This window comes from Methylobacterium isbiliense (assembly GCF_022179325.1).
In the GTDB taxonomy this organism is placed as follows: domain Bacteria; phylum Pseudomonadota; class Alphaproteobacteria; order Rhizobiales; family Beijerinckiaceae; genus Methylobacterium; species Methylobacterium isbiliense.
The window spans coordinates 1-23,811 of record NZ_BPQQ01000092.1; the positions used below are offsets into that span (position 1 = coordinate 1).

Sequence of the window (23,811 nt, forward strand, 5' to 3'; positions counted from 1 at the left end):
GCGCCGGGTCGCACCGGACGATGCGACACGTCCTGCCCCCGGCTCGCTCGCCTTCTCAGACCCGGACTGCCATGCGCCGCATCCTGCCCGCTTTCGCTTCCCTGCTCCTCGCCGCCGCGTCGCCCGCCCGGGAGGCCGCGCCGCCGGTCTCGGCCGATCCCGTCGTGCCGCAGGCACCCGCCCGCGTCCCCTATCTGGCGGCCGGGACGCTCGACACCCGGGCGATCCTGCCCCCGCCGCCCAAGACCGGCACGGATGCCGAGGCGGTCGACCGGCTCACCTTCGCGGGCACCCGCGCCCTCAAGGACACGGACCGCTGGGCGCTCGCCACGGCGGATGTGCGGGGCGGGGCGGCGCATCTCCTCACGTCCTTCTCCTGCGCGCTCGGCACGCGGCTGTCGCCCGCGCGCGTGCCCGCCGTGATGGCCCTGCTCGAGCGCACCCGCCTCGACGTCATCGCGGCCGTGGACGCGCCCAAGAGCCTGTACGCGCGGCCGCGCCCGCACCTCGGCAACGATCTGCCGATCTGCGTCCCGCGCAGCGAGCGGCTCGCGGCAAGCTGGTCCTACCCGTCCGGCCACGCCACCGAGGGCTGGACCTTCGCGCTGATCCTGGCGGCGGCCGCCCCCGCGCAGGCCACCGCGCTCCTCCAGCGCGGGCGCCTCTACGGCGAGAGCCGCATGGTCTGCGGCGTCCACTGGCGCAGCGACGTCGAGGCCGGCCGCACCAACGGCGCGGCCCTTTTCGCAGGGCTCCTCGGCAACGAGACCTTCCGCGCCGATCTCGAACGGGCCCGGGCGGATCTCGCCCGGGCGCTGGCGGAGCCGGCGGTGGCGCCCGACCCGGCGACCTGCGCCGCCGAGGCCGAGGCGGCGAAGAACCCGCTGCCCTGACGCCCTGCCCGTAGCCCGGTCAGGCGACGGGCGAGCCCGCCGTCCCGCGCCCGGCCGCCGTCCCGTCGGCCCTCTTGGCTGCACTCTTGGCCGCACTCTTGGCTACACTCTTGGCCTTGCGGGCCCGGCGCCCGAGGATGTTCAGCACCTCGATCCCGGCCGAGAAGGCCATCGCGGTGTAGACGTAGCCCTTCGGCACGTGCGCCCCGAAGCCTTCCGCGATCAGGGTCATGCCGATCATGATCAGGAAGCCCAAAGCCAGCATCACCACGGTCGGGTTGGCGGCGATGAAGCGCGAGAGCGGGTCGGCGGCGAGCAGCATCACGGCCACGGCGACCAGCACCGCCACCACCATGATCTCCACATGGTCGGTCATCCCCACCGCCGTGATGATGCTGTCGATGGAGAAGACGAGGTCGAGGAGCAGGATCTGAACGATCGCCGCGCTGTAGCCGATGGTCGCCGGCTTCGCGTCCCCTTCCTCGTCCGGATCCGGATCGACGTTGTGGTGGATCTCCTTGGTGGCCTTCCAGAGCAGGAAAAGGCCGCCCGCGATCAGGATGATGTCGCGCCAGGAGAAGGCGTGGCCGAACAGCTCGACGACCGGCTGGGTGAGGTGGACGATGTAGGCGACCGTGCCGAGCAGCGCGAGGCGCAGGATCAGCGCGAGCCCGATGCCGATGCGGCGGGCCGAGGATTGCTGGGATTCCGGCAGCTTGTTCGTCAGGATCGAGATGAAGATCAGGTTGTCGATCCCCAGCACGACCTCCATGACGACCAGCGTCGCCAGGGCCGCCCACGCCGCCGGATCGGCGGCCAACTGCATGATGCTGTCCACGCTCCCCTCGCTCCGTCGCTGAGTGTCTTGCCCGGAATGTCTTGCCCTGGGTGTCGCGCCGATGGCCTGCGCGGCCGTGGCCTCCGGCCGCCGACGAACGTCAGCGTCATCGAGGACCGATCCCCGATCTCGCCACGTCCGGCGGGTGACCCTGGGGTCACCCTCCAATGCCGCCTGAGATCAGGCGGTTCCGCCCGGTCCCTGCGCCCCGTGCGGCGGCGCGTGGACCCGGACCGCCTTCGGCACGACCCGGATATGGGCCGGCGTGTAGGTGGTGAGTTCGCCGTCAGTGTTGACCGGACGCGGCTTGCGGGTGCGCAGCACGACCTCGGTGGTCTCGAACGCGCGCACGTCCGCGGCCCGCCCCTGCGTGCCGCGCCGTAGGGCCGGCAGCAGCGCGAGCAGACGCCACCAATGGGCGACCTCCAGGCTGTAGAAGTGCAGCAGCCCGTCGTCCACGGACGCGTCCTCCTGCACGGTCATCCCGCCGCCGTAATGGCGCCCGTTGCCGACCGAGACCTGGATGGTGCGCACCGTCTCCACGGTGCCGTCGTGCTCGATGTAGACCGTGAAGGGTCGCGAGCGGCGCAGCAGCCGCACGGCGGCCACCGCGTAGCCGATGGTGCCGAAGCGCTTCTTCAGATCCGAGGTCAGCTCCCCGGCGAGGTCCGCCGAGAAGCCGACGCTGGCGACGTTGAAGAAGTAATGGCCGTTGACGCAGCCGAGGTCGATGGCGCGCGCCGGCACCCGGGTGATCACCTCCGCGGCCGCGACCGGATCGCTGGGCAGGCCGAGGCTGCGGGCGAGGTCGTTGGCAGTGCCGAGCGGCAGGATCCCGAGCGGCAGGCTGCCCTCGGCCAGGGCCTGCGCGGCCGCGTTCAGCGTGCCGTCGCCGCCGCCCAGGATGACGAGGTCGCAGGTCTCCTGCGCCTCGCGGATCAGGTCCTTGCAGTCCCGGTCCGGCGAGGGCGGGTCGATCGGCTCGATGCCCCCGCGGCGCAGCACGGCCCTGATCTCGTCGAGGTCGAGGCCGCCGCTGCGGGCGCGCGGATTGACGACGAGGAGGCCCCGTCGCGGGCGGTCATCGCCGGCCATCGGCACCTCCGGAGCGGCCGGGCGGGGATGACGGTCGCGTGATCGACGTGCTGGACATGGGCAGCCCTCCAGTGCGATCGTGCCGCGTCAGCACAACGGCAGAGAAGGAGTCCGACATCACGGCCGACGCCTCGGCTGCGAGAGGGGCCCGGACCCGGGTTGACCCAGAGGTGGGGTCGGTCCCGGCGTTGACAAGTCCTGCGGCCTCGCTTCGCGCCCATCGACCGGGTGGAACCGTCACGGTAGCCATGAACGTTCTCACAGAGCCTCTCCCGCTCCGGTGCCGCCATGCCTGCTTGCCCCCGACCGTTGGCCGCCCTGATCTGCCTCGTCTCCGGCGCGCTCATGGCCGCCGGATCCGCTGCGGCGCAGCCGAGCTGGGTCGATCCGCCCGCCAAGACGGCGGGTGAGCCGGCCGCCAAGCCCCGCGAGCCCGCGCCGTCCTTCTCGGCCGAGCCGAAGCCCGACCGCCGCGGCGCCGAGCGCGCCCCGGTCTCCGCGCGCACGACGCGGAACGCCGACAGGATCGCGGCCGACGCGGCCGCCCGGGCGGCCGCCCGCCGGGCCGCACAGGCCGAGGAGCGCCGGATCGAAGAGCGCCGGGCGGCGTTGGCCGAGGAGCGTCGGGCCGCCCGCCGTGCCGAACGCCTCAGCGCTCGGCCGCCGCGCCGCGCCCCCGAGCCCGTGGCTGAGCCGGACGGCCGGATGGAGGATTGGGCGGTGGCGTCCCAGGACCTCACGCGCGCCTATTTCGCCACCTTCTCAGAGCCGAACGGCGTCGTGCTCGGCGCCACGCCGCGCTTCTACGGCGACCGGGTGGTGTTCCACGGACGCGCCATGAGCCTCTCCGCCCTCCTCGCCGAGAAGCGGCGGTTCCTGGCGCGCTGGCCCGAGCGGCGCTACCGGGCGCGGCCCGATTCGATCCGCACCGCCTGCAATGCCGGCATCGCCACCTGCCAGGTCGAGAGCACGGTCGATTTTGTCGCCGCCAATCCCGGCCGCGGCGTGCGCTCGGAGGGAACCGTGGCGGTCCGTATGGCACTGAGCTTCGCCGGCGGGCGGCCGGTGATCGTGTCGGAGTCGAGCCGGGTGCTGAGCCGCGACCGGATGGCCAGCCACGATTGAGCCGCGCGGGCGGCCTGCGCGGATCCTCCCGGCCTCATTCGCGCATGCGTCGAGGGGGATGGCCCCAGGCTATTCCGCCCGGCGAGCGGCGAGGCGCTGCATCCGCGCGTCATCTGGGATAGGCTCCGGTCGGGGACCGCGACGAGAAGACGGACAGACGAGCGGACATGAGCTCACGTGAGACGGTGCAGGCCACCATCCGGGCCGAGATCGACCGGCAGCGGCCGGTCGAGGTGGCGCGGCGCACCCTCGAACTGCTGGCCGCGTCCGCCGTTCGGCCGATTGACGCGCCGCCCGGCTACCAAGTGGTCGGCCGCGACGGCGCGCCCCGGACGCGCCAGCAGGACGGGGCCACCGTCCCGTTCACGCTCGCCGACCTGATTGAGGAGTTGCGCCGCCAGCATCCCCGGCTCTTCCTGCCGCCCGAGCCCGCCGCAGCTCCGGAACCCGCACCGGCTGCGCCCGCCCCCGTCGCCCCGGTTCCCGCGGCGGCTGCGCCCGAATCCCCGGCCCCCGACCGGGACTGGATGACGCTCGGCCCGGCCGGGACGGCGGCCGCCCAGGTGCAGCCCGGCCTTCGCCCCGCGTGGCGGGACGCGGCGGTCGCGATCATCGCCCGTCTGGGGCGCCGATCCCGGCCCAGGCGACAGGCACCGGCCGCACCAGCCGCGCCGGCCGCCGCGCCCGCGGCCTCCGCGCCCGAGGGATTGAAGCCCGCCGTCGCCCGCCCGGTCCGACAGAGCGGACGCCGCCGCCCGGTCTACGCCGCGCTCGCCGGGTTGCTGGTCCTCGTCGGCGGGTACTGGGTCCTGTCGGGCAGCGATCCGTCGGCGACGGACCGGGCCGTGACGGTGATCGAGCCCAAGGGCGGCCGGCCCGGCGAGGAGGCGAAATCCGGCGCGCCCGCGCCGCCCCGCAGCGAGGTCGGCGAGACGGGCACCCTGGTGCCCGCCCCGGCCGCCCCTCAGACCTCCCCCACCTCGCTCGCGGGCGTCGCCGAGGTGATCGACACCGCGACCCTGAAGCTCGGCGGTCGGACCGTGCGGCTCTTCGGCGTGGAATGGACCAAGGGGGCGCAGGGCGCCGACCTCACCAACTACCTCGCGGGGCGCCCGGTCGCCTGCCAGCCCGCCATCAAGGGCAGCGGCTACAGCTGCACGGTCGACGGGCACGACCTCTCCGAGGTGGTGCTCTACAACGGCGGCGGTCGCGCCACGGCCGATGCCACGGCCGATCTCATCGAGGCGGAGCGCCACGCGCGCACCGAGAAGCTCGGGATCTGGCGCAAGTAGCCGGGGAGCCCCGGCATGGTTGCGCGGCCGAGCCGGTGAGCGCTCCGGCGGCCCGATTCCTACCCGCGCAGCCGGGCGCTCAGCCGCTCGATCAGAGGGTTGCCGGCCGCGAAGGCGTAGTCGATGCGCCGCACGCTCACGCCCTTAGCGCCGGCCCGGGCGAGGGTGTCGGCGAGGTCGAACACCGCGTCGGTGGGGCAGCGCAGCACGATCTCTCCCGCGCCCTCCGGCACGCCATAGGGGAGATCCGCCTGATGCGCGGCGGCGATCTCCGCGAGGTCGATCCCCCCGGCGGGCATCCCGGCGCGCACCTCGCGGCTCGTGCGGGCCCGCTCCTCCGCGCTGATGCGGCCGAGCACCGCCTCCACGGCGGCCCGGGCCGTTGCGCCCCAGGGGGCGGCCAGCGAGGCGACGAGGTTCGCCTCCGAGCGCAGGATGATGCCGTCGTCGAGCACCTTGAGGGCGTTGGCGGCCAGCGTCGCGCCCGTGGTGGTGATGTCGACGACGATCTCGGCGCTGCCGGCGGCGGGCGCGCCCTCGGTGGCGCCCAGGCTCTCGACGATGCGGTAATCGGCGACCCCGTGGCCCGCGAAGAAGCGCCGGGTGAGGTTGACGTACTTGGTGGCGATGCGCAGGCGGCGCCCGTGGCGCAGCCGCATGTCGGTGGCGACCTCGTCGAGGTCGCTCATGGTGCGCACGTCGATCCAGGCCTGGGGCACCGCCACCACCACCGTGGCCTGCCCGAAGCCGAGGGGCGTGAGGAGTTCGACGCCCGCGCCCGAATCGGGGAGCGTCTCGCGGATCAGGTCCTCGCCCGTGACGCCGAGATGCGCCGCGCCGCTCGCGAGCTGGCCGGCGATCTCGGACGCCGAGAGGTAGCGCACCTCCACGTCCGCCACGCCCTTCAGGCGGCCGCGATAGTCGCGGGCGCCGCTCGTCTGGGCGAGCGTCAGGCCGGCGCGGCCGAAGAAGGCGGCGGCGTTCTCTTGCAGGCGGCCCTTCGAGGGCACGGCGAGGACAAGGGGCGCGTCGGGATTCATCGGGCGGTCTCCCCGGCGCTCAGGCGGTCGAGCCAGAAGGCGCAGCCCACGGCCGGCAGGGGCTCCGGGCTGCCGAGATGCTGCAGCAGGCCGTCGTAGCGCCCGCCGCCCACCAGCGGCTTTGCGCCGTCCGCCTGCGCCACCTCGAAGATGAAGCCGGTATAGTAGTCGAGGTTGCGGGCGAAGCGCCCCGTGAAGGTGAAGCGGTCGAGCGGCAGGCCGCCCGCCGCGATGAAGCCGTTGCGCTCCTCGAACAGGGCCAGCGCGTCGCGCAGGGCCGGGGCGTCGAGCCCGGCGGCGCGCACGAGGTCGCGCACCGCCGCCGCCGCGCCGTCGGGATCGCCCGTCACGGCGAGATAGGCCTCGATCACCTCGCGCGCCTGCGCGCTCAAGCCCGTGCCGCCGCCCGCATGGGCCGCGGCCTTGGCGAGGAAGCGTTCCGCGATCTCGCCCGCGCTGCGCCCGCCGACCCGGCTGATCCCCGCGATGGCGAGCACGTCCTCCACGAAGGCGCGCACGCCCTGCGGGTCCTGGCCCTGGATCGCGCTGAGGAGGCCCGCATGGGCCTCGCCCACGGGAGCGGGGGCCACGAGGTCGTCGAGGGAGCGTCCGGCCGCGATGGCGCGCAGGCAGCGCCGCTTGGCGGCGGGCGGCACGCCGAGCGCGTCGAGAAGCGCGGTGATGAGGCCCATGTCGCCGAGCCGCACCTGAAGCCCGTGGGCGCCGAGCCGCTCCAGCCCCTCGACGGCGAGGCCCAGGATCTCGGCATCGGCCGCCGGCACGTCCGCGCGGCCGATCGACTCGATGCCCGCCTGATGGAACTCGCCGGGCTCTCCCGCGCGCAGGCGGAAGACCGGGCCGAGATAGCAGTAATCGGCCGGCCGCGACCCCGCGGCGACGCGATGGTGGCGTCCGACCGGGATGGTGTATTCGGGCCTCAGGCAGAGTTCGGCCCCGCCCGCATCCTGCGTGATGAAGATGCGCCGCCGGATGTCCTCGCCCGAGAGTTCGAGGAAGGGTTCGACCGGCTGCAGCACCGGCGGCTCGACGCGCGCGTAGCCCCGCCCCTCGAACAGGGCGAGCAGCCGGGTGGGGTCGGCGGTCCGACTCTGCGCGGCTCCAGTGCCTGTCATGGTGACCGATCCGTGTGCTCTCACGCCGGGGGGTCTCTAGCAACCGCGCCGGGGCTTGGCGATGCTCTTCTCCGGCGCCTGCGTGGTTTCCACCGGTCGCCCGGCGCCGTCCGTCCGGGAGCCGCCCCTCAGCGCTCTCCCTGACCGGATCGCGGGGGCGCGCCCCCGTGCTCCGGTCAGGGGAAGTGCCGCCCCAGAACCTCCTGCACCCGCGCCACCATCTCGGCCGCCGGCACCGAGAACTGGGCGGGCCGGGCGGCCTTCCACTCCGCGTTGCTGGCGATCGCCTCGGCGGCCCTGGCGCCCTCGATCAGGTCCTTGATCTGGACCTCGCCGCGGGCGCGCTCGTCGCTGCCCTGGATGATCGCCACCGGGGCGCCGCGGCGGTCGGCGTACTTCATCTGCGCCTTCAGGCCCGCGGCCCCGAGATACATCTCGGCCCGGATGCCGGCGCCGCGCAGGGCCGCCACCAGGGCCTGATAGGCGGCAATCTCCTCGCGGTCGAGAACCAGCACCACGACTGGGCCGGGTCCGGCGGCGCGCGCGACGATGGGGCTCCGGACGATCTGCAGGGCCGAGAACAGCCGCGAGACGCCGATCGAGAAGCCGGTCGCCGGCACGGGCTCGGACCGGAAGCGGCCGACGAGCCCGTCGTAGCGGCCCCCGCCCGCCACCGAGCCGAAGCGCACGGTCTGGCCGTCCTCGCCCACCACCGGGAAGGTCAGCTCGGCCTCGTAGACGGGGCCGGTGTAGTATTCGAGGCCGCGCACCACCGACGGGTCGGCCCGCACGCGGTCGTGGCCGTAGCCCGCCGCCTCGCACAGCCGCAGGATGGCGTGGAGTTCGGCGATGCCCTGCCGGCCGGTCTCGGAGGTGCCGACCACGTCCGCCCACCCGCCGAAGAAGTTTTCCCAGAAGGCGAGCCGGTCGCCGCCCCCGGTGGGCGCGGCCTGGAACGAGACGTAGCGGATGATCCGGTCGATCGCCGCGTCGGGCAGCCCCGCTCCCCTGGTGAAGTCGCCGCTCTCGTCCTTGCGGCCGGGGCCGAGGAGCAGGCGCACGCCCTCGACGCCGAGCCGGTCGAGCTTGTCGATGGCGCGCAGCACCGTGAGGCGGCGCCCGGCCTGGTCCTCGCCGCCGAGCCCGATCGCCTCCATGACGCCGTCGAGCACCTTGCGGTTGTTGACCTTCACCACATAGTCGCCCCGCGCAATGCCGACGCGCTCCAGGGTGTCGGCGGCCATCATGCAGATCTCGGCATCGGCCGCGACGCTCGGCGCGCCGACGATGTCGGCGTCGAACTGCATGAACTGGCGGAAGCGGCCCGGACCCGGCTTCTCGTTGCGGAAGACGTAGCCGGCCCGGTAGCTGCGGTAGGGCTTGGGCAGGGCGTCGAAATGCTCGGCGACGTAGCGGGCGAGCGGCGCCGTGAGGTCGTAGCGCAGCGACAGCCACGCCTCGTCGTCGTCCTGGAAGGAGAACACGCCCTCGTTCGGCCGGTCGAGGTCGGGCAGGAACTTGCCGAGCGCCTCGGTGTACTCGATGAACGGCGTCTCCACCGCCTCGAAGCCGTAGAGTTCGAAGCTCTCGCGGATCGTCTGCAGCATCGCCTGCGTGGCCGCGATCTCGGCCGGGCCGCGGTCGACGAGCCCGCGCGGCAGGCGGGGCTTGAGGGTCTGGGCCTTCGCGGCATCTTGCGCGGTCTTGGACGCGGGCTTGGACATGGTCGTTCGCGGATCCGGGCGTCGTCGGGCGGCCTGCCCGGACCGGTCGCGACGACGAGGGAGGTCCGGGACGCGGGCGGGCCGGGCGGCCCGCGGCGAGCCGGTCGGGCTCTAGACCATTTGGCGCGCGCTGGAAACCGCACCCCCGGGCGCGCCGGCCCGCCGGTCGAGCCAGATCAGCCGCGCCGCCTCCATGCCCCAGGCCATGCCGAGCAGCATGTAGACGTGGCGCCACTTCTCCACGTCGATCTGCACCGCCTGCAGGAAGTACATCAGCAGCGCCGGCACCGCGATCTGCGCGAGGCGGCGGCAGGGCCATTCCACGATCATCAGCCGCAGGCCGATCCAGGTCGTGGTGATCACGAGGAGCAGGAACGCCACCCCCGCCACCCAGCCGCCATTGGCGAAGGCGCCGAGATAGGAATTGTGCGGATCGAGCGTGAAGATCAGGCGCCAGCGCAGGGGCCCGAACCCCATCGGCTCCTCGATCAGCATGGCCATGCCGCGCATCTGGGCACCGAAGCGGCCGGTCTCGCCCTCGTCGTAATCCTGGGTCACCGCGGCGCGCTTCTCGAAGGTCTCCGCCACGGTGCCGAGCGACAGCAGGGCGCCCAGCGCCAGCGTGCCGAGCAGCGCGGTGACCGCCGTCATCGCGGCGATGCGCCGCCGCAGGGCCGGCGAGCGGCTGGTGGCGAAGAGCGTGCCGGTCATCAGCGCGGCGGCCAGCACGAAGCTGCCCCAGGAGCCGCGCGAGAAGGACAGGAAGATGCCCGCCACCAGCACCACGAGGCCGAGCGCCGACAGGACCGGCCGGCGCGCCCGCAGGGTGAGCAGGTTGTGCATCAGGTAGAGGGCGCCGAGGATCAGGAACGAGCCGAACACGTTCGGATCCTGGAAGGTGCCGGAGGCCCGCCCGAAGCGGATGAACAGCTCCTCGCCGCCGATGAGCCCGAGATAGCCGCCGATGCCCAGGACGCCCGAGAACAGCGTGCTCGCCGTGTAGACCTTGAGGGCCAGCTCCATCCGCCGCTCGGTGTCGTCGGAGAAGAACATCGCGAAGAAGATGCCGGTGACCGCGAGGTAGACGAGCTGCACCGTCCACAGCGTGGGGATCTCCTCGCCGAGATAGGGCAGCAGCGCCACGACGGTGGCACCGGCATAGATCAGCAGCAGCAGCAGGAACGGAAGGGCGCCCCGGTAGAGCCGCACGCCGAGCACGAGCCAGATCAGGATCGCGGGAATCGCCACCACGTCGTAGGGCGAGGCGTTCGAGAAGGCGAAGCAGGCGAAGAACACGAAGCCGCCGAACAGGCACAGGCCGAGCCCATGCAGCGCCCGCATCAGCGGGATCGCGCCGAGGCCGCGGCGGGGCAGGACGGCACTGGTCATCGGACGGCTCCGGTCGGGTCCGGCCGGAGAGTGGCGGCAGAGCGGTGTGTGCCCGCTGAAGCAAGATGGTTAGGGAAGCCTCAAATCCCCGGGTGCAGTCGGAACGTTCCGGCCGGTCCTGCTACGGTTCAGCCTTCTTGGCTTGCTGCGCCTCCATGTACCGGCGCAGGACGGCGTTCATGCGTGTCTGATAGCCCCGTCCGCCGCGCTTGAAAAAGTCCACGACATCCCGGTCGAAGCTGGCGTGGATCGAGGTCTTGCCGCTCGGCAGGACGACGGTGGCGTTGGCCCAATGATGCTCGTCCGTGGCCGGATTGTCCTCGTCCTCGGCGGCGATCCGCTCGATCTCCTCCTCGGGCGTGGCCCGGAGAGCAGCCCAGTTCGTGCGGCCGGGCGGAGCCTTAGCCGACTTGCTGCTTGGCATGGTAAGCTCTCCTTTCCTTCCGGCTCGCAAGGCGGGCCGAAATGATCCTGTGCTTGGGTGGCCGCGGCGTGAATGTGATGCTGAAGATCAGGTTGCGGATTTCAACCAGCATGTTGAAGCGTTGTTCGCCATAATCCCGTCTCCTGTCCTCAGATATGAGGGCGAAACGACCATCGAAGGCTTCGTCGAGATCTGAAAAATCGATCTCTCGCTCTCTGATGTTCCGCTCGTTCTTGGCATCGTCCCAGGTCGTCCGCTCGTTCTCGCCCATGCCTGCATGTAGATATTTATGTACATGTGGGCAAGTCGATGCCGGCGGCCGATATCGGCGACAACGAGCCGATCGCATGCCCTCGTCGAAGCTCGAGCCATGGATTCCCGCGTCATGCGGGTAAAACCTCAACAACCCCGCCGCGCGGGGGGCGCGGCGGGGCCGGTCATTCGGGGAATGGAGCCGATACGCAACCTGGCTCGCCCTCAGCATCGCCCCGAGCGGTGAATCGTTCCTCAACGCGGGGCGAGAATCCGCGCCCCGGCCGGAGCCGCCGGCGCGATCGCCGCGGCGTCCGGGCGTCGGGCATGGCGGCGGGCGAGGGCGGCGCAGACGAGAAGCTGGAGCTGGTGGAACAGCATCACCGGCAGGAGCAGGCTGCCGATGTCCTGGCCGGCGAACATCACGTTGGCGATCGGCACGCCCGCCGCGAGGCTCTTCTTCGAGCCGCAGAACACGATGGTGATCTCGTCCTGGCGCGGGAAGCCGAGGAGGCGGCTGCCCCAGGTGGTCAGCGCCAGCATGCCGGCGAGAAGCACCGCATCCACCGCCAGCATGGCCAGCAGGGCGGAGGGGGGTGTGCGCGCCCACAGCCCGCCCACTGCGGCTTGGCTGAAGGCGAGATAGACGACGAGGAGGATCGAGCCGCGGTCCACGACGCCCGTGAGGGCCTTGCGCCGGCCGAGCCACGGCCCGAGACGCGGCTGCAGCGCCTGCCCCAGCAGGAAGGGCCCGAGGAGCTGCAGCAGGATCTTGCCGATCCCGCCCCAGTCGAAGCCGCCCCCTTGCGCATGAAACAGCGCTGCGACGAGGAGCGGCGAGATCGCCATGCCGAGGATGTTCGAGGCCGAGGCGGCGCAGACCGCCGCCGGCACATTGCCGCCCGCGATCGCCGTAAAGGCGATCGAGGCCTGGATCGTGGACGGCAGCACGCTGAGGAACAGGACGCCGCCCGCGAGCGCCGGCGTGAGCAGGCCGGGGGCGAGCAGCCCGGCCGCGAGGCCGAGCAGCGGGAAGAGCACGAAGGTCGCGCCGAGCGCGGCCAGATGCAGGCGCCAGTGCACGAGGCCGGCCACGACCGTGCGCCGGTCCATGCGGGCCCCGTGCAGGAAGAACAGCAGGGCCATCGCGGCGGTCGCCACGCCGCTCATGAGCGTGGCCGCCGGGCCGCTCGCCGGCAGCATGGTACCCAGTACGAGGCCGCCGAGCAGCATCAGGGTGAACGGATCGGGGCGGAAGCGGACGGGCATGGCAGCCTCGGGCAGGTCAGGCCCGGGTCTACTTCGGCGCTCGGGCGAGGGGTACGCGGCGCGCCGGGATTTCAGTCATCACGATCCGTGATAACCGGATCGGCGGCTATCTGGAACTACGCAGGCATGATATCAACGGGCCAGGATGCCGACGCATCGGGCCGTTGAGCCATCTCGAATTGTCGACATCAAGCCAAGGGCTTGACGACAATTCGAGAGCGGAACCAACGGTCATTGATAATGACCGTTGGTATGACCCGTCTGATCGACCCGACGCTGCTGCGCACGCTCGCCGCGGTGGCGCGCAGCCGCAGCTTCAGCCGCGCGGCGCAGCAGCTCGGCCTGCGGCAATCCACGGTGAGCCAGCACGTGCAGCGCCTCGAAGCGCAGCTCGGCCGGCGCCTGATCGCCCGCGACACCCACTCGGTGGAGCCGACGCCGGAAGGGGAGGCGGTGCTGGGCTTCGCCCGCACGGTCCTCGACGCCCATGAGCGGCTGGAGCGGACGCTCGGCGGCGGGGCGGTGCGGGGCAAGCTGCGCTTCGGCGCCTCGGAGGATTTCGTGCAGACCCGGCTGGCGGAGGTGCTGCGCGACTTCCGGGCGAGCTATCCCTCGGTGGACCTCGAACTCACGGTGTCGCTCACGAGCCTCCTCACGGGGCAGGCGGAGCGGGGCGAGCTCGACCTCTTCCTGGGAAAGCGCCTCGTCGGCGAGACGCAGGGGCTGCTGGTGCGGCGCGACCGGCTGGTCTGGGTCGGGCTGCCCGGCCTCGCGCCGGGACGCGACGAGCCGGTGCCCTTCATCACCTTCCCGGCGCCGAGCGTCACCCGCAGCCTCGTGCTCGACGCCTTCGCGCGAGAGAGCCGGGCGTGGCGGATCACCTGCACCTGCGCCAGCCTGAGCGGCCTGCGCGCCGCGGCCTTGGCCGGCCTCGGGCTGATGGTGCAGGCCCGCAGCCTGATCCCCGAGGGACTGACGGAACTCCACGACGCCGACCTGCCGCGGCTTTCCGACGTCGAGTTCATCCTCGCCGGTCCCGGCCTCAACCGGGAGCCCGGCCGCACGCTGGCGCACGAGATCCTGCACGCCGGCATCTGGGACTGAGCGGCGGTCTACTCCGCCGCCTCGACGAACACGGTGCCGGCCCGCGGCAGGTCGAGGGCGTCCCAGACCTCCACCAGGGCGTCCGCCAAGCGGGCGATGTGGGCCTCGCCGTGGAAGGGCGAGGGCGTGATGCGCAGGCGCTCGGTGCCGCGCGGGACGGTGGGGTAGTTGATCGGCTGGATGTAGATGCCGTGGCGCTCCAGCAGCCGGTCGGCGGCCGCCTTGCACAGCTCCGCGTCGCCCACCATCACCGGCACGATGTGGGTGTCGGTCTCCAGCACCGGCAGGCCGGCTTCCGCCAGCACGACCTTGGTGCGGGCGGCTTGGCGCTGATGCGCCTCGCGCTCGGCCGCCGAGCGCTTCAGGTAGCGGATGGAGGCGGTCGCGGCCGCCGCGATGGCGGGCGGCAGCGCGGTGGTGAAGATGAAGCCCGGGGCGTGGCTGCGCACGGCGTCGCACAGGGCGGCCGTCCCGGTGATGTAGCCGCCCACCACCCCGAAGCCCTTGGCGAGCGTGCCCTCGATCACGTCGACCCGGTGCATCACCCCGTCGCGCTCGGCGATGCCGGCCCCCCGCGGCCCGTAGAGGCCGACCGCGTGCACCTCGTCGAGATACGTCATGGCGCCGTAGCGGTCGGCGAGGTCGCAGATCGCCCCGATCGGCGCCACGTCGCCGTCCATCGAGTAGACGCTCTCGAACACGATCAGCTTGGGCCGGTCGCGGGCCTCGCGCAGCAGCTCTTCGAGATGCGCGAGGTCGTTGTGGCGAAACACCTTCTTGTCGCAGCCCGACTGGCGCACGCCCTCGATCATCGAGTTGTGGTTGAAGGCGTCGGACAGGATCAGGCAGTCCGGGATCAGCTTGGCGATCGTGGCGATGCCGGTCTGGTTCGAGACGTAGCCCGAGGTGAAGACGAGGGCCGCCTCCTTGCCGTGCAGGTCGGCGAGCTCGTGCTCCAGGTCGACGAGCGGCGAGGTGTTGCCCGCGATGTTGCGGGTGCCGCCCGCGCCGACGCCGCAGCGCTGCGCCGTCTCGGTCAGCGCCGCCACCACCTCCGGGTGCTGGCCCATGCCGAGATAGTCGTTCGAGCACCAGACCGTGATGTCGCGCGTCTCGCCATCCGGCCGGCGCCAGCGGGCGGCCGGAAAGCGGCCCGCCACGCGCTCGATGTCGGCGAAGACGCGGTAGCGCCGCTCCCCGTGCAGCCGGTCGAGGGCGGAGCGGAAGAGGGCGTCGTAGTCGGTCTCGGGCATCACGATCCTTCGCTGGCTCGCCGGGCTGGTGCCGGTCGCGACCGGTGCCGGTTGCGCCCGGCCCGCGCCTTGATCTCGCTCAATCCGGCTGGCTTTGTAACTGGATCAGGTTAAAGGCGGAATGGCCCGTATCTGCCGCCTCCGGCCGTCGGGCGGAAGCCGGAAATAAGTCATGGCGACGATGGGTCGCGAGCGATGAGCGAGAGCAGGAACGACCCGCGCGCGGACCGGCTGAAGGCGGCGCTGCGGGACAATCTCCGGCGCCGCAAGGCGCAGGTGCGGGGCCGCGCCGCGGCGGGGGCGGGCGAGGCGCCCGAACCGGAGCCGCCGCCGGATCCGCCGGAGGGCGAGCGGCGTTGAGGGCAAGCGTGGCCGCCAGCCCTGCGGTTGCCATCATCGCGTGCCAAGCCGCACGGTCGCCACGCCACATCTCTGCCAGCAGGACAGCCGCGGCCGGGCCGTCGCAGGAATCGAGTTCGGGGGATCACATGGACCGCATCCACATCACCGGCGGCGCGCCGCTCCACGGCGAGATCCCGATCTCGGGGGCCAAGAACGCGGCCCTGCCGCTGATGATCGCGAGCCTGCTCACGGGCGAGACGGTGGAACTCGCCAACGTGCCGCGGCTCGCCGACATCGCCTCGCTGCTGCGCATCCTGGGCAATCACGGCGTCGACCACATGGTGGTCGGCAAGCGCCCCGGCCAGACGACCGAGACCGGCCAGACCATCCGGCTCACCGCCAGCAACGTCATCGACACCACGGCCCCGTACGACCTCGTCTCGACCATGCGGGCGAGCTTCTGGGTGATCGCCCCGCTGGTGGCGCGGTTCGGCGAGGCCAAGGTGTCGATGCCGGGGGGCTGCGCCATCGGCACCCGGCCGGTGGACCTGCTGCTGATGGCGCTGGAGCGGCTCGGCGCCACCATCGAGATCGACGGCGGCTACGTGGTGGCGCGCACCCGCAACGGCCTGCGCGGCGGCGAGATCAGCTTCCCGAAGGTGACGGTGGGCGGGACCCACGTCGCCCTGATGGCCGCCTCGCTCGCCCACGGCACCACGGTGATCGAGAACGCCGCCCGCGAGCCGGAGGTGGTCGACCTCGCCGCCTGCCTCGCCAGGATGGGGGCGCGCATCGAGGGCGCGGGCACGCCGCGGATCGTGGTCGAGGGCGTCTCGCGGCTCGGCGGCGCCCGGCACGAGGTGCTGCCCGACCGGATCGAGACCGGCACCTACGCGATGGCGGTGGCGATGACCGGGGGCGACGTCGTCCTGCGCGACACCCGCGCCGACCTCCTGCACAGCGCGCTCGACGTGCTGGCCACCACGGGGACCGAGGTGACGGCCCTGCCGGACGGCATCCGGGTGCGCCGCAACGGCGCGGGCGTTGCGGCGGTGGACGTCACCACCGACCCGTTCCCGGGCTTTCCGACCGACCTGCAGGCGCAGTTCATGGCGCTGATGACGAAGGCCCAAGGCCAGTCGCGCATCCGCGAGACCATCTTCGAGAACCGCTTCATGCACGTGCAGGAGCTGGCGCGGCTCGGCGCCCGCATCCGGCTCGAAGGGGATGTCGCGGTGGTGGAGGGGGTCGACCGGCTCAAGGGCGCGCCCGTGATGGCCACCGACCTGCGCGCCTCGGTCTCCCTGGTGATCGCGGGCCTCGCGGCCGAGGGCGAGACCGTCATCAACCGGGTCTATCACCTCGACCGCGGCTTCGAAGCCCTGGAGGCCAAGCTCGGCCGCTGCGGCGCCGCGATCCGCCGCGAGCGGGCGTAGCGCCGGCGATCGGCCGGCGCCGCACGGCTCTCTGCCGGTTCACGATCAGGCCCGGGGAATCCCTCTGCCGCTCGGGAGAGGGATTCCCGCGCTCGCGAGACTCGCATCGCGATCCGGCGCACCGTCAGTACCCGATCGCCCCGCGCTTGAAGCCGAAGCCCGGGATCTCGCAGCCGCAGGAGGCGTTGACCGGTGCGGGCCGCGTCGGGCAGTTGCCGCGGGCGGTCACGCAGATGCGGCCCAGGCCCCGGCCGTAGCCCTCCCCGTAGCCGCGCTCGCGCCGGTAGCCCCGGTCCTCGTAGCGCGAGCGCGGGCGCTCGTCGTCGTACCGGTTCTCGTAGCGGTACTCCTGGCGGCGGCGCGGGCGGTCGAAATCGTCGCCGCCGTAATAGGGCTGCGCGAAGGCCGCGCCCGCGTCGAGGCCGAGCGTCAGGGCGGCCAGCGCCGCCAGAACCACGCGTCTCACATCCATCTCCTGCCGGGTGTGCTTCCGAACCATCGCCCCACGCTCTAGCCTGCCGCAGATGAACGTTCGGTGAGCCGCACGCGCCGCGCCGGTTGTCCGGGCCGGGGGCCATCGCTACCTACCCGGAGTAGCGATCCCCCCGGGACCGCGCCCGTTTCGCAAAGCTTGAAGGACGCCGACAGTGAAGGACGCGGAGATGGAGCTTCTGAAGCTCGCTGCTCTCGACGCCGACGACCTCGCGGTTGTCTCGGCCCATCTGCAGGACGCGATCCTGCGGGCCGGAGACCTGGCCTACCTGCCCCGGGAGCGACGCTTCGCCCTGGTGGCGCGCCGCTTCGACTGGACCGCCCCGGAGGGCACGCCGCCCCGGCGGCGCCTGACCGGTCTGCACTTCGACCGCGTGCTGGGCGTGCGCGCCCGCGGCGTGCCGCGCGACGAGCCCGATGCCGTCCTCGAACTCCTGGCGATCACCTTCGAGCCGGGCGAGTCGCCGTCCGGCACCGCCACGCTGGTCTTCGCGGGCGGTGCGGCGATCCGGCTCGACCTCGAATGCATCGAGGCGGGCATGAAGGATCTCGGCCCGGTCTGGGAGGCGGAGAGCCGCCCGGTCCACGCCGTGCCCCTCGACGCGGCCTGATTTCTCTGCCATCGGCCCGGCCTCAGGCCCCGAGCCCGGCCCCTTTGCGACGGACACCGCGATGCAGCGCCTCGATTCCCGCGATCCCGCCTTCGGCGACCACTTCGCGCGGCTGCTCGCGGTCAAGCGCGAGGTGGCGGAGGACGTGGACGAGACCGTGCGGGCGATCATCGCCGACGTGGCGGCGCGCGGGGACGAGGCCCTGGTGGAGTACACAAGCCGCTTCGACCGGCTGGAGGTCGGACCCGAGACCCTGCGGGTGAGCGAGCGGGAGATCGACGCCGCGGTGGCGGCCTGCCCGCGCGAGGCGCTCGACGCCCTCGACCTCGCGCGGGCGCGGATCGAGACCTTCCACCGGGCGCAGGTGCCGGCCGACCACCGCGAGACCGATGCGCTCGGGGTCACCCTCGGCTGGCGCTGGACGGCGCTCGAATCGGTCGGTCTCTACGTGCCCGGCGGCACGGCGAGCTATCCCTCCTCGGTGCTGATGAACGCGGTGCCCGCCCGGGTCGCGGGCGTGCCGCGCGTCGCCATGGTGGTGCCGACGCCGGACGGCGTCACGAATCCGCTGGTGCTCGCCGCCGCCCGCCTCGCCGGCGTGGACGAGGTCTTCCGCATCGGCGGCGCGCAGGCGGTGGCGGCGCTCGCCTACGGCACCGCCACCGTCGCGCCCGTCGCCAAGATCGTCGGTCCGGGCAACGCCTACGTGGCGGCGGCCAAGCGCCGGGTCTTCGGGCAGGTCGGCATCGACATGATCGCCGGCCCCTCCGAGGTGCTGATCCTGGCCGATGCGAGCGCCAATCCCGAATGGGTCGCGGCCGACCTCCTCGCCCAGGCCGAGCACGACCCAGCCGCGCAGGCGATCCTGATTACCGACGACGACGCCCTCGCCGACGCGGTGGCGCGGGCCGTCGAGGGCCAGCTCGCGACCCTGCCGCGGGCCGGGATCGCCCGGGCGAGCTGGCGCGATTACGGGGCGATCGTGCGCGTGGCGCGCCTCGCCGACGCAATCCCGCTCGTCGACCGGCTCGCGCCGGAGCACCTGGAGATCGAGGCGCAGGAGGCCGAGGCCCTGGCCGCGCGGGTGCGCAATGCCGGGGCGATCTTCCTCGGGGCGCACACGCCCGAGGCGATCGGCGACTATGTCGGCGGCCCCAACCACGTCCTGCCCACCGCCCGCTCGGCCCGCTTCTCCTCGGGGCTCGGGGTGCTGGACTTCATGAAGCGCACCACGCTGCTCTCCTGCACCCCCGAGGCGTTGCGCGCCCTCGGCCCGGCCGCGGTGACGCTCGGCCGCGCCGAAGGGCTCGACGGCCATGCCCGCTCGGTGGCGATCCGCCTCAACTGAGCCGCCGTTCCGGCCGCGCTTCGACAGGAGTCAGGCTTGCGCCGCCGGGCGGACTTGCCTCAGGTAGGCGCCGGCGCGCCGCCGTGAGGCCGCCCCACACGCGAACCCGGGGGACCCCAGCCATGTCGAGCGACGCTCCGGACCCGCGCAGGAGGCTCGCCGCGGTCTCGCTCGACGAGGATTCGATCGGGCGCGGCAACCCGGACCAGGAGCACGAGCGCGCCATCGCGATCTACGACATCCTGGAATCCAACCACTTCGCGGTGGCCAACCACGACGGCGGTCCCTACGCGCTCAAGCTCGGCCTCGTGGAGAACAAGCTCGCCTTCGCGATCTCCACGGCAGGCGGCGAGCCGGTGATGACCCATCTCCTGTCGCTGACCCCGTTCCGCAGCGTGATCCGCGACTACGAGATGATCTGCGACAGCTACTTCAAGGCGATCCGCACCGCCTCGCCGAGCCAGATCGAGGCGATCGACATGGGCCGGCGCGGCGTCCACAACGAAGCGTCCGAACTCCTCAAGCAGCGCCTGGACGGCAAGGTCGAGGTCGACCACGACACCGCCCGGCGCCTGTTCACCCTGATCTTCGCCCTGCACTGGAAGGGCTGAGGCCCGATGGACCGGGCGGGCGCGAGGGGAGGCGGCCCGTGACCGGGGCCCCAGGCCCGAAGGCTCCCGGCGATCCGCCGGGCAGGCCCGGGCGGCGGATCCAGTCCGTGCTCTTCGTCTGCAACTTCAACGCCGTGCGCTCGGCCGCCGCGGAGGCCCTGGCGCGCCACTATTTCGGCCGCTCGGTCTACGTGCAGTCGGCCGGCGTGCGCTCGGGCGAGCCCACCGACCCGTTCATGGTGGCGGCCCTCGACGAGATCGGCATCGACGCGCAGAAGCACCGCCCGCGCACCCTCGACGAGCTGGAGGAATGGGAGGGGCTGAACTTCGACCTGATCGTCAGCCTCTCGCCGGAGGCCCACCACGCTGCCCTCGAACTGACCCGCACGGTGGCAGCGGAGGTCGAGTACTGGCCGACGCCGGACCCGACTGCCGTGCAGGGCTCGCGCGAGCAGCGGCTCGACGCCTACCGGGACGTGCGCGACGGGCTCGCGGCGCGGATCCGCAGGCGGCTGAAATAGCCGGCGTGGCCACGGAGTCGGAGGACGGCGGCCCCCGTCAGGCCGGACCGATCCGCGCCGTCACGGTCCCGAGCGGCCCGAGATCGGCGCTCATGCGGGAATCCGGCCGCAGGGGGACCGGAACGGTGGTGGTGCCGGTGGTCACGATCTCCCCGGCCCTGAGGGTCAGTCCGAGGCCCGTGACCTCGTTGACGAGCCACGTGAGCGCGGTCCAGGGGTCGCCGAGCACGTTCGCGCCGCGGCCATGATGCTCCGGCTGGCCCTCCACCCGCGCCACCGTCGCGAGGTTCGCCAGATCGAGATCCCGCCACGCCGCCACCGCCGGCCCGAGCACGAACCAGTGCGTGCAGGCATTGTCGGCGATGAGCTGCGGTCCGCCCGCCGTCGCGAAATCCGCGAAGCGCGAATCCGGAAACTCGATCGCCGGATGCAGGCCGTCGACCGCCGCGCGCATCCCCGCTTCGTCGTAGGGCGCCCCGCGCGGGGACAGGTCGCGGCCGATCCGGAAGGCGATCTCGGCCTCGGCCACCCGCATCAGGTTGTGGCGGTAGGGGATCTCGGCGCCCGGCTCGAGCACCCGCTCGGCCAGGAGACGCCCGGCGAGCGGCCCGTCGACCCCGATATGCGCCTGGCCCGCCGCGCTGGTGGCGGCGATCTTCCAGCCGACGAGCGGGGCGCGGCTGCGCGCCTCCAGCCGCGCCTGGATGGCGTAGCCCTCCGCCCGCGTCGCCGGGCGCTCGTCCGGCGGCAGGGCGTCGAGGCGCGTGCCCTCCTGCCAGTGGCGCCAGAGCCGGTCCGACGCGGCGGCCGCAGCCGCCTCCGTGAAGCCGCTCATGCCCGCCCCCGGCCATCGCGTCGCACGGCGGCGGAGCGGGCCGGGCTCCCGCCGGACGGAGTTGAGACACGCACGCATCGCCTCCCGCTGGTCCCGTGGCGGACCTTGGGCGCCACCCTACGCAGACTTGCATCAGCGTGCCAACGCAAGCCTGCCGAGAGTCTCGAGCCGCCGGGTTCCGTCGCAAGACACCGGCGACCACCGTTTCGAGACCTGCCGGGCGGCTCCGGACGCCGCCGCGCCCGCATCAGGTGATGACGGACGGCTCGTGCCGGCCGGTGCGGGCGGCGATGCCGGCGATCGCCTCGGCGGCGGCGACGACCGGCGCCAGCACCTCCGCCACCGGGGCATCGTGGCGCGCCGGGTCCGGCTCGAACCGCTCCAGGTAGACGCGCAGGGTCGCCCCGACCGTGCCGGTGCCGGAGAGCCGGAACACCACGCGGGCGTCCTCGCGGAACAGGATCCGCACGCCCTGGCGCCGGGTGACCGAGCCGTCCACCGGATCCGTGTAGGCGAAGTCGTCCGCGGCCTCGACGTTAAGCGGTCCGAAGGACCGGCCCGGCAGGGCCGCGAGGCTCCCGCGCAGCGCCTCCATCAGGCCCTCGGCGGCGGCCGCGTCGACCTCCTCGTAGTCATGCCGGGCATAGACGTCCCGGCCGAACCGGCGCCAGTGCTCGCGCACGATCTCGGCCGCAGGCCGGCCCGTCGCCGCGAGCACGTTGAGCCAGAGCAGCACCGCCCACAGCCCGTCCTTCTCGCGCACGTGGTTGGAGCCGGTGCCGGCGCTCTCCTCGCCGCACAGCGTGATCCGCCCGGCATCGAGCAGGTTGCCGAAGAACTTCCAGCCGGTCGGTGTTTCGTAGGCCGGGATGCCGAGCTTGCTCGCGACGCGGTCGACCGCGCGGCTCGTCGGCATCGAGCGGGCGACCCCGGCGAGGCCGCCCGCGTAGCCCGGGGCCACGTGGGCGTGCGCGGCCAGAATCGCGAGGCTGTCGCTCGGGGTCACGAACAGGTTGCGGGCCACGATCATGTTGCGGTCGCCGTCCCCGTCCGAGGCGGCACCGAAATCCGGCGCGTCGGGGCCGGTCATCAGCGCCATCAGGTCGTGCGCGTGCACCGGGTTCGGATCGGGATGGTGGCCGCCGAAATCCGGCAGCGGCTCGGCGTTCACCACCGTGCCGGCCGGCGCGCCGAGGCGCCGTTCCAGGATCTCCCGGGCGTAGGGGCCGGTGACGGCGCTCATCGCATCGAAGCGCATCCGGAAGCCGGAGGCGAACAGGGCGGCGACGCGGGGAAAGTCGATCAGCGTCTCCATTAGGGCCGCGTAATCGGCGACCGGATCGATCACCGTCACGGTCGCGTCGCCGAGCCGCACCTCGCCGAGCCGGTCGAGATCGAGGTCGTCCGCCTCGACGATCCGGTAGGCCGTGAGGCTCTGGGTGCGCGCGAAGATCGCCTCCGTGACCGATTCCGGCGCCGGGCCGCCGTTGGCGGTGTTGAACTTGATGCCGAAATCGCCCTCCGGGCCGCCCGGATTGTGGCTCGCCGAGAGGACGACGCCGCCGATCGCCCCGTGCTTGCGGATCACGCAGGAGGCGGCCGGGGTCGAGAGCAGCCCCCCCCGGCCGACGAGGATGCGCGAGAAGCCGTTCGCCGCCGCGATCCTGAGCGTCGTCTGCACCACCTCGCGGTTGAGGAAGCGCCCATCGCCGCCGACCACCAGGGTTGCGCCCTTCCGTCCCTCGACGCTGTCGAAGATCGCCTGGAGGAAATTCTCCACGTAGCCGGGCTGGCGGAACACCGGCACCTTCTTGCGCAGGCCGGAGGTGCCGGGCTTCTGGTCGGGGAACGGCGTGGTCGGGACGGTGCGAACGGTCATGAACGAGCGTCTCGGGGGCGAGTGGTCGCGCGGAGCCCTCAGCCCCTGTGGCGGCCCCGCCCGCTTATGCCGCCGCCTGCGCACCCCTGCCAATCCCCGACGGACGCGCCCGCCCCGCTGGCCGGGAGCCGGCCGGCGCCCGATATGACGGCGCGACTCCTGAAAGCCGCCGCGATGCAGACCGACGACAGCACCCCCAAGCCCGCCCTCGACGAGGAGACCATCGCCTTCGCCGGCCGAGTCTTCCAGCTCGCCCGCAGCGGCTACGCGGCCGAACTCGGCGAGCTGCTCCGCATGGGCCTGCCGGCCAACCTGCGCAACGACAAGGGCGACACGCTGGTGATGCTCGCGGCCTATCACGGCCATGCCGAGGCGGTGCGCCTGCTCCTCGACCATGGGGCCGATGCCGAGATCGCCAACGACCGCGGGCAGACGCCGCTCGCCGCCGCGGCCTTCAAGGGCGCGCTCGACACGATGGTCGTTCTCCTCGACCACGGCGCGCAGGTGGACGGCGCCGGCCGGGACGGGCGCACGGCGCTGATGACCGCGGCGATGTTCAACCGCACCGACGCGGTGGACCTTCTCCTGTCGCGCGGAGCCGATCCGACCCGGCGCGACGCGTCCGGCCACACCGCCGAGACCATCGCCCGCGCCATGAGCGCCCCCGACACGCCCGATCAGCTCGCCCGCGCGGCCTCGGCCTGAGCGGGGGAGGGGAGGGCGGTGTGGGATCTGTCGCAAAAGTTTCGTGTTGGGAGTTGACGGGTGGGCGGGGCGGCCGTATACGACTGCCCATCGGCGCCGGCCGCGGACTTCAGCGGCTCGGTCGCCTTCGCTTCTTTCCGACAGGCCGTGGGCTCGGGCCGGGTGGGTTACCCGGATCGGCTCCTCTGTCGCTGAGGCGG

Annotated in this window: 24 protein-coding genes; 11 read left to right on the forward strand and 13 right to left on the reverse strand. The window is 72.8% G+C overall.

Features of this window, described 5'->3' with window-relative positions; translation table 11 throughout:
• Nucleotides 1-71 precede the first annotated feature (71 nt).
• Nucleotides 72-893 carry an acid phosphatase gene (locus tag MFF61_RS29270; RefSeq protein ID WP_238241211.1) on the forward strand — a complete coding sequence of 274 codons (822 nt, stop codon included), beginning with the start codon at nucleotides 72-74 and terminating at the stop codon, nucleotides 891-893.
• Nucleotides 894-912: 19 nt separating this feature from the next.
• Here the strand turns inward: MFF61_RS29270 and MFF61_RS29275 are convergent, their stop codons facing one another.
• Together MFF61_RS29275 and MFF61_RS29280 are read right to left on the reverse strand one after the other, a co-directional pair.
• On the reverse strand, nucleotides 913-1,731 hold the full coding sequence (locus tag MFF61_RS29275; RefSeq protein WP_238241212.1) for a TerC family protein: 819 nt from the start codon (nucleotides 1,729-1,731) through the stop codon (nucleotides 913-915).
• 180 nt (nucleotides 1,732-1,911) lie between these two features.
• Nucleotides 1,912-2,826 (reverse strand): lipid kinase, encoded by a 915-nt coding sequence (locus tag MFF61_RS29280; protein ID WP_238241213.1) that lies wholly within the window; start codon nucleotides 2,824-2,826, stop codon nucleotides 1,912-1,914.
• A 345-nt stretch (nucleotides 2,827-3,171) separates the two neighbouring features.
• Here MFF61_RS29280 and MFF61_RS29285 point away from each other — a divergent pair, with 345 nt between their 5' ends.
• A complete protein-coding gene (locus tag MFF61_RS29285) occupies nucleotides 3,172-3,951 on the forward strand; it encodes a hypothetical protein (RefSeq protein ID WP_238241214.1) in 780 nt (259 codons plus the stop codon).
• Nucleotides 3,952-4,118: 167 nt separating this feature from the next.
• The gene (locus MFF61_RS29290) at nucleotides 4,119-5,243 is read left to right on the forward strand and encodes a thermonuclease family protein (protein ID WP_238241215.1); all 1,125 of its coding nucleotides are present in this window, start codon (nucleotides 4,119-4,121) and stop codon (nucleotides 5,241-5,243) included.
• A 59-nt stretch (nucleotides 5,244-5,302) separates the two neighbouring features.
• Here the strand turns inward: MFF61_RS29290 and hisG are convergent, their stop codons facing one another.
• The 7 genes from hisG to MFF61_RS29325 form a co-directional block, all read right to left on the reverse strand.
• The gene (gene hisG / locus MFF61_RS29295; protein WP_238241216.1) at nucleotides 5,303-6,283 is read right to left on the reverse strand and encodes an ATP phosphoribosyltransferase; all 981 of its coding nucleotides are present in this window, start codon (nucleotides 6,281-6,283) and stop codon (nucleotides 5,303-5,305) included.
• Nucleotides 6,280-7,416: an ATP phosphoribosyltransferase regulatory subunit gene (locus tag MFF61_RS29300; RefSeq protein WP_238241217.1), complete on the reverse strand. Its 1,137-nt coding sequence runs from the start codon at nucleotides 7,414-7,416 to the stop codon at nucleotides 6,280-6,282. Before MFF61_RS29300 ends, hisG begins: the two co-directional genes overlap by 4 nt.
• A 176-nt stretch (nucleotides 7,417-7,592) precedes the next feature.
• The gene (gene hisS / locus MFF61_RS29305; protein ID WP_238241218.1) at nucleotides 7,593-9,140 is read right to left on the reverse strand and encodes a histidine--tRNA ligase; all 1,548 of its coding nucleotides are present in this window, start codon (nucleotides 9,138-9,140) and stop codon (nucleotides 7,593-7,595) included.
• A gap of 111 nt (nucleotides 9,141-9,251) precedes the next feature.
• The gene (locus MFF61_RS29310) at nucleotides 9,252-10,529 is read right to left on the reverse strand and encodes an O-antigen ligase family protein (RefSeq protein ID WP_238241219.1); all 1,278 of its coding nucleotides are present in this window, start codon (nucleotides 10,527-10,529) and stop codon (nucleotides 9,252-9,254) included.
• A 121-nt stretch (nucleotides 10,530-10,650) separates the two neighbouring features.
• Nucleotides 10,651-10,953, reverse strand: a complete 303-nt coding sequence (locus MFF61_RS29315; RefSeq protein WP_238241220.1) for a BrnA antitoxin family protein — start codon at nucleotides 10,951-10,953, stop codon at nucleotides 10,651-10,653.
• Entirely contained in the window at nucleotides 10,931-11,224 is a 294-nt protein-coding gene (locus MFF61_RS29320) for a BrnT family toxin (protein WP_238241221.1), read from the reverse strand. The genes MFF61_RS29315 and MFF61_RS29320 overlap by 23 nt, the downstream gene beginning before the upstream one ends.
• Nucleotides 11,225-11,460: 236 nt before the next feature.
• Nucleotides 11,461-12,474, reverse strand: coding sequence for a bile acid:sodium symporter family protein (locus MFF61_RS29325; RefSeq protein WP_238241222.1), 1,014 nt, complete (start codon nucleotides 12,472-12,474; stop codon nucleotides 11,461-11,463).
• Nucleotides 12,475-12,726: 252 nt separating this feature from the next.
• Here MFF61_RS29325 and MFF61_RS29330 point away from each other — a divergent pair, with 252 nt between their 5' ends.
• Nucleotides 12,727-13,578, forward strand: coding sequence for a LysR family transcriptional regulator (locus MFF61_RS29330; RefSeq protein ID WP_238241223.1), 852 nt, complete (start codon nucleotides 12,727-12,729; stop codon nucleotides 13,576-13,578).
• A gap of 8 nt (nucleotides 13,579-13,586) precedes the next feature.
• Here MFF61_RS29330 and hemA read toward each other — a convergent pair whose 3' ends face one another.
• A complete protein-coding gene (hemA, locus tag MFF61_RS29335; RefSeq protein WP_238241224.1) occupies nucleotides 13,587-14,831 on the reverse strand; it encodes a 5-aminolevulinate synthase in 1,245 nt (414 codons plus the stop codon).
• Nucleotides 14,832-15,026: 195 nt separating this feature from the next.
• Here hemA and MFF61_RS29340 point away from each other — a divergent pair, with 195 nt between their 5' ends.
• Together MFF61_RS29340 and murA are read left to right on the forward strand one after the other, a co-directional pair.
• Nucleotides 15,027-15,191 (forward strand): hypothetical protein, encoded by a 165-nt coding sequence (locus MFF61_RS29340; RefSeq protein WP_238241225.1) that lies wholly within the window; start codon nucleotides 15,027-15,029, stop codon nucleotides 15,189-15,191.
• 128 nt (nucleotides 15,192-15,319) lie between these two features.
• The gene (gene murA, locus MFF61_RS29345) at nucleotides 15,320-16,609 is read left to right on the forward strand and encodes a UDP-N-acetylglucosamine 1-carboxyvinyltransferase (protein ID WP_238241226.1); all 1,290 of its coding nucleotides are present in this window, start codon (nucleotides 15,320-15,322) and stop codon (nucleotides 16,607-16,609) included.
• Nucleotides 16,610-16,733: 124 nt separating this feature from the next.
• Here the strand turns inward: murA and MFF61_RS29350 are convergent, their stop codons facing one another.
• Nucleotides 16,734-17,066 (reverse strand): hypothetical protein, encoded by a 333-nt coding sequence (locus MFF61_RS29350; protein WP_238241233.1) that lies wholly within the window; start codon nucleotides 17,064-17,066, stop codon nucleotides 16,734-16,736.
• Nucleotides 17,067-17,271: 205 nt separating this feature from the next.
• Here MFF61_RS29350 and MFF61_RS29355 point away from each other — a divergent pair, with 205 nt between their 5' ends.
• From MFF61_RS29355 to MFF61_RS29370, 4 genes are all read left to right on the forward strand, one after another.
• Nucleotides 17,272-17,712, forward strand: coding sequence for a DUF2948 family protein (locus MFF61_RS29355; protein ID WP_238241227.1), 441 nt, complete (start codon nucleotides 17,272-17,274; stop codon nucleotides 17,710-17,712).
• Nucleotides 17,713-17,773: 61 nt separating this feature from the next.
• Entirely contained in the window at nucleotides 17,774-19,060 is a 1,287-nt protein-coding gene (gene hisD, locus MFF61_RS29360) for a histidinol dehydrogenase (protein WP_238241228.1), read from the forward strand.
• 122 nt (nucleotides 19,061-19,182) lie between these two features.
• The gene (locus tag MFF61_RS29365) at nucleotides 19,183-19,671 is read left to right on the forward strand and encodes a UPF0262 family protein (RefSeq protein WP_238241229.1); all 489 of its coding nucleotides are present in this window, start codon (nucleotides 19,183-19,185) and stop codon (nucleotides 19,669-19,671) included.
• Between the two features lie 98 nt (nucleotides 19,672-19,769).
• Nucleotides 19,770-20,192: an arsenate-mycothiol transferase ArsC gene (locus MFF61_RS29370; protein ID WP_238241234.1), complete on the forward strand. Its 423-nt coding sequence runs from the start codon at nucleotides 19,770-19,772 to the stop codon at nucleotides 20,190-20,192.
• A gap of 37 nt (nucleotides 20,193-20,229) precedes the next feature.
• Here MFF61_RS29370 and MFF61_RS29375 read toward each other — a convergent pair whose 3' ends face one another.
• Nucleotides 20,230-21,027 carry a 2-keto-4-pentenoate hydratase gene (locus MFF61_RS29375; RefSeq protein ID WP_238241230.1) on the reverse strand — a complete coding sequence of 266 codons (798 nt, stop codon included), beginning with the start codon at nucleotides 21,025-21,027 and terminating at the stop codon, nucleotides 20,230-20,232.
• A gap of 247 nt (nucleotides 21,028-21,274) precedes the next feature.
• A complete protein-coding gene (locus MFF61_RS29380) occupies nucleotides 21,275-22,906 on the reverse strand; it encodes an alpha-D-glucose phosphate-specific phosphoglucomutase (RefSeq protein WP_238241231.1) in 1,632 nt (543 codons plus the stop codon).
• Between the two features lie 144 nt (nucleotides 22,907-23,050).
• Here MFF61_RS29380 and MFF61_RS29385 point away from each other — a divergent pair, with 144 nt between their 5' ends.
• The gene (locus MFF61_RS29385) at nucleotides 23,051-23,611 is read left to right on the forward strand and encodes an ankyrin repeat domain-containing protein (RefSeq protein WP_238241232.1); all 561 of its coding nucleotides are present in this window, start codon (nucleotides 23,051-23,053) and stop codon (nucleotides 23,609-23,611) included.
• The last annotated feature ends 200 nt before the right edge of the window (nucleotides 23,612-23,811 follow it).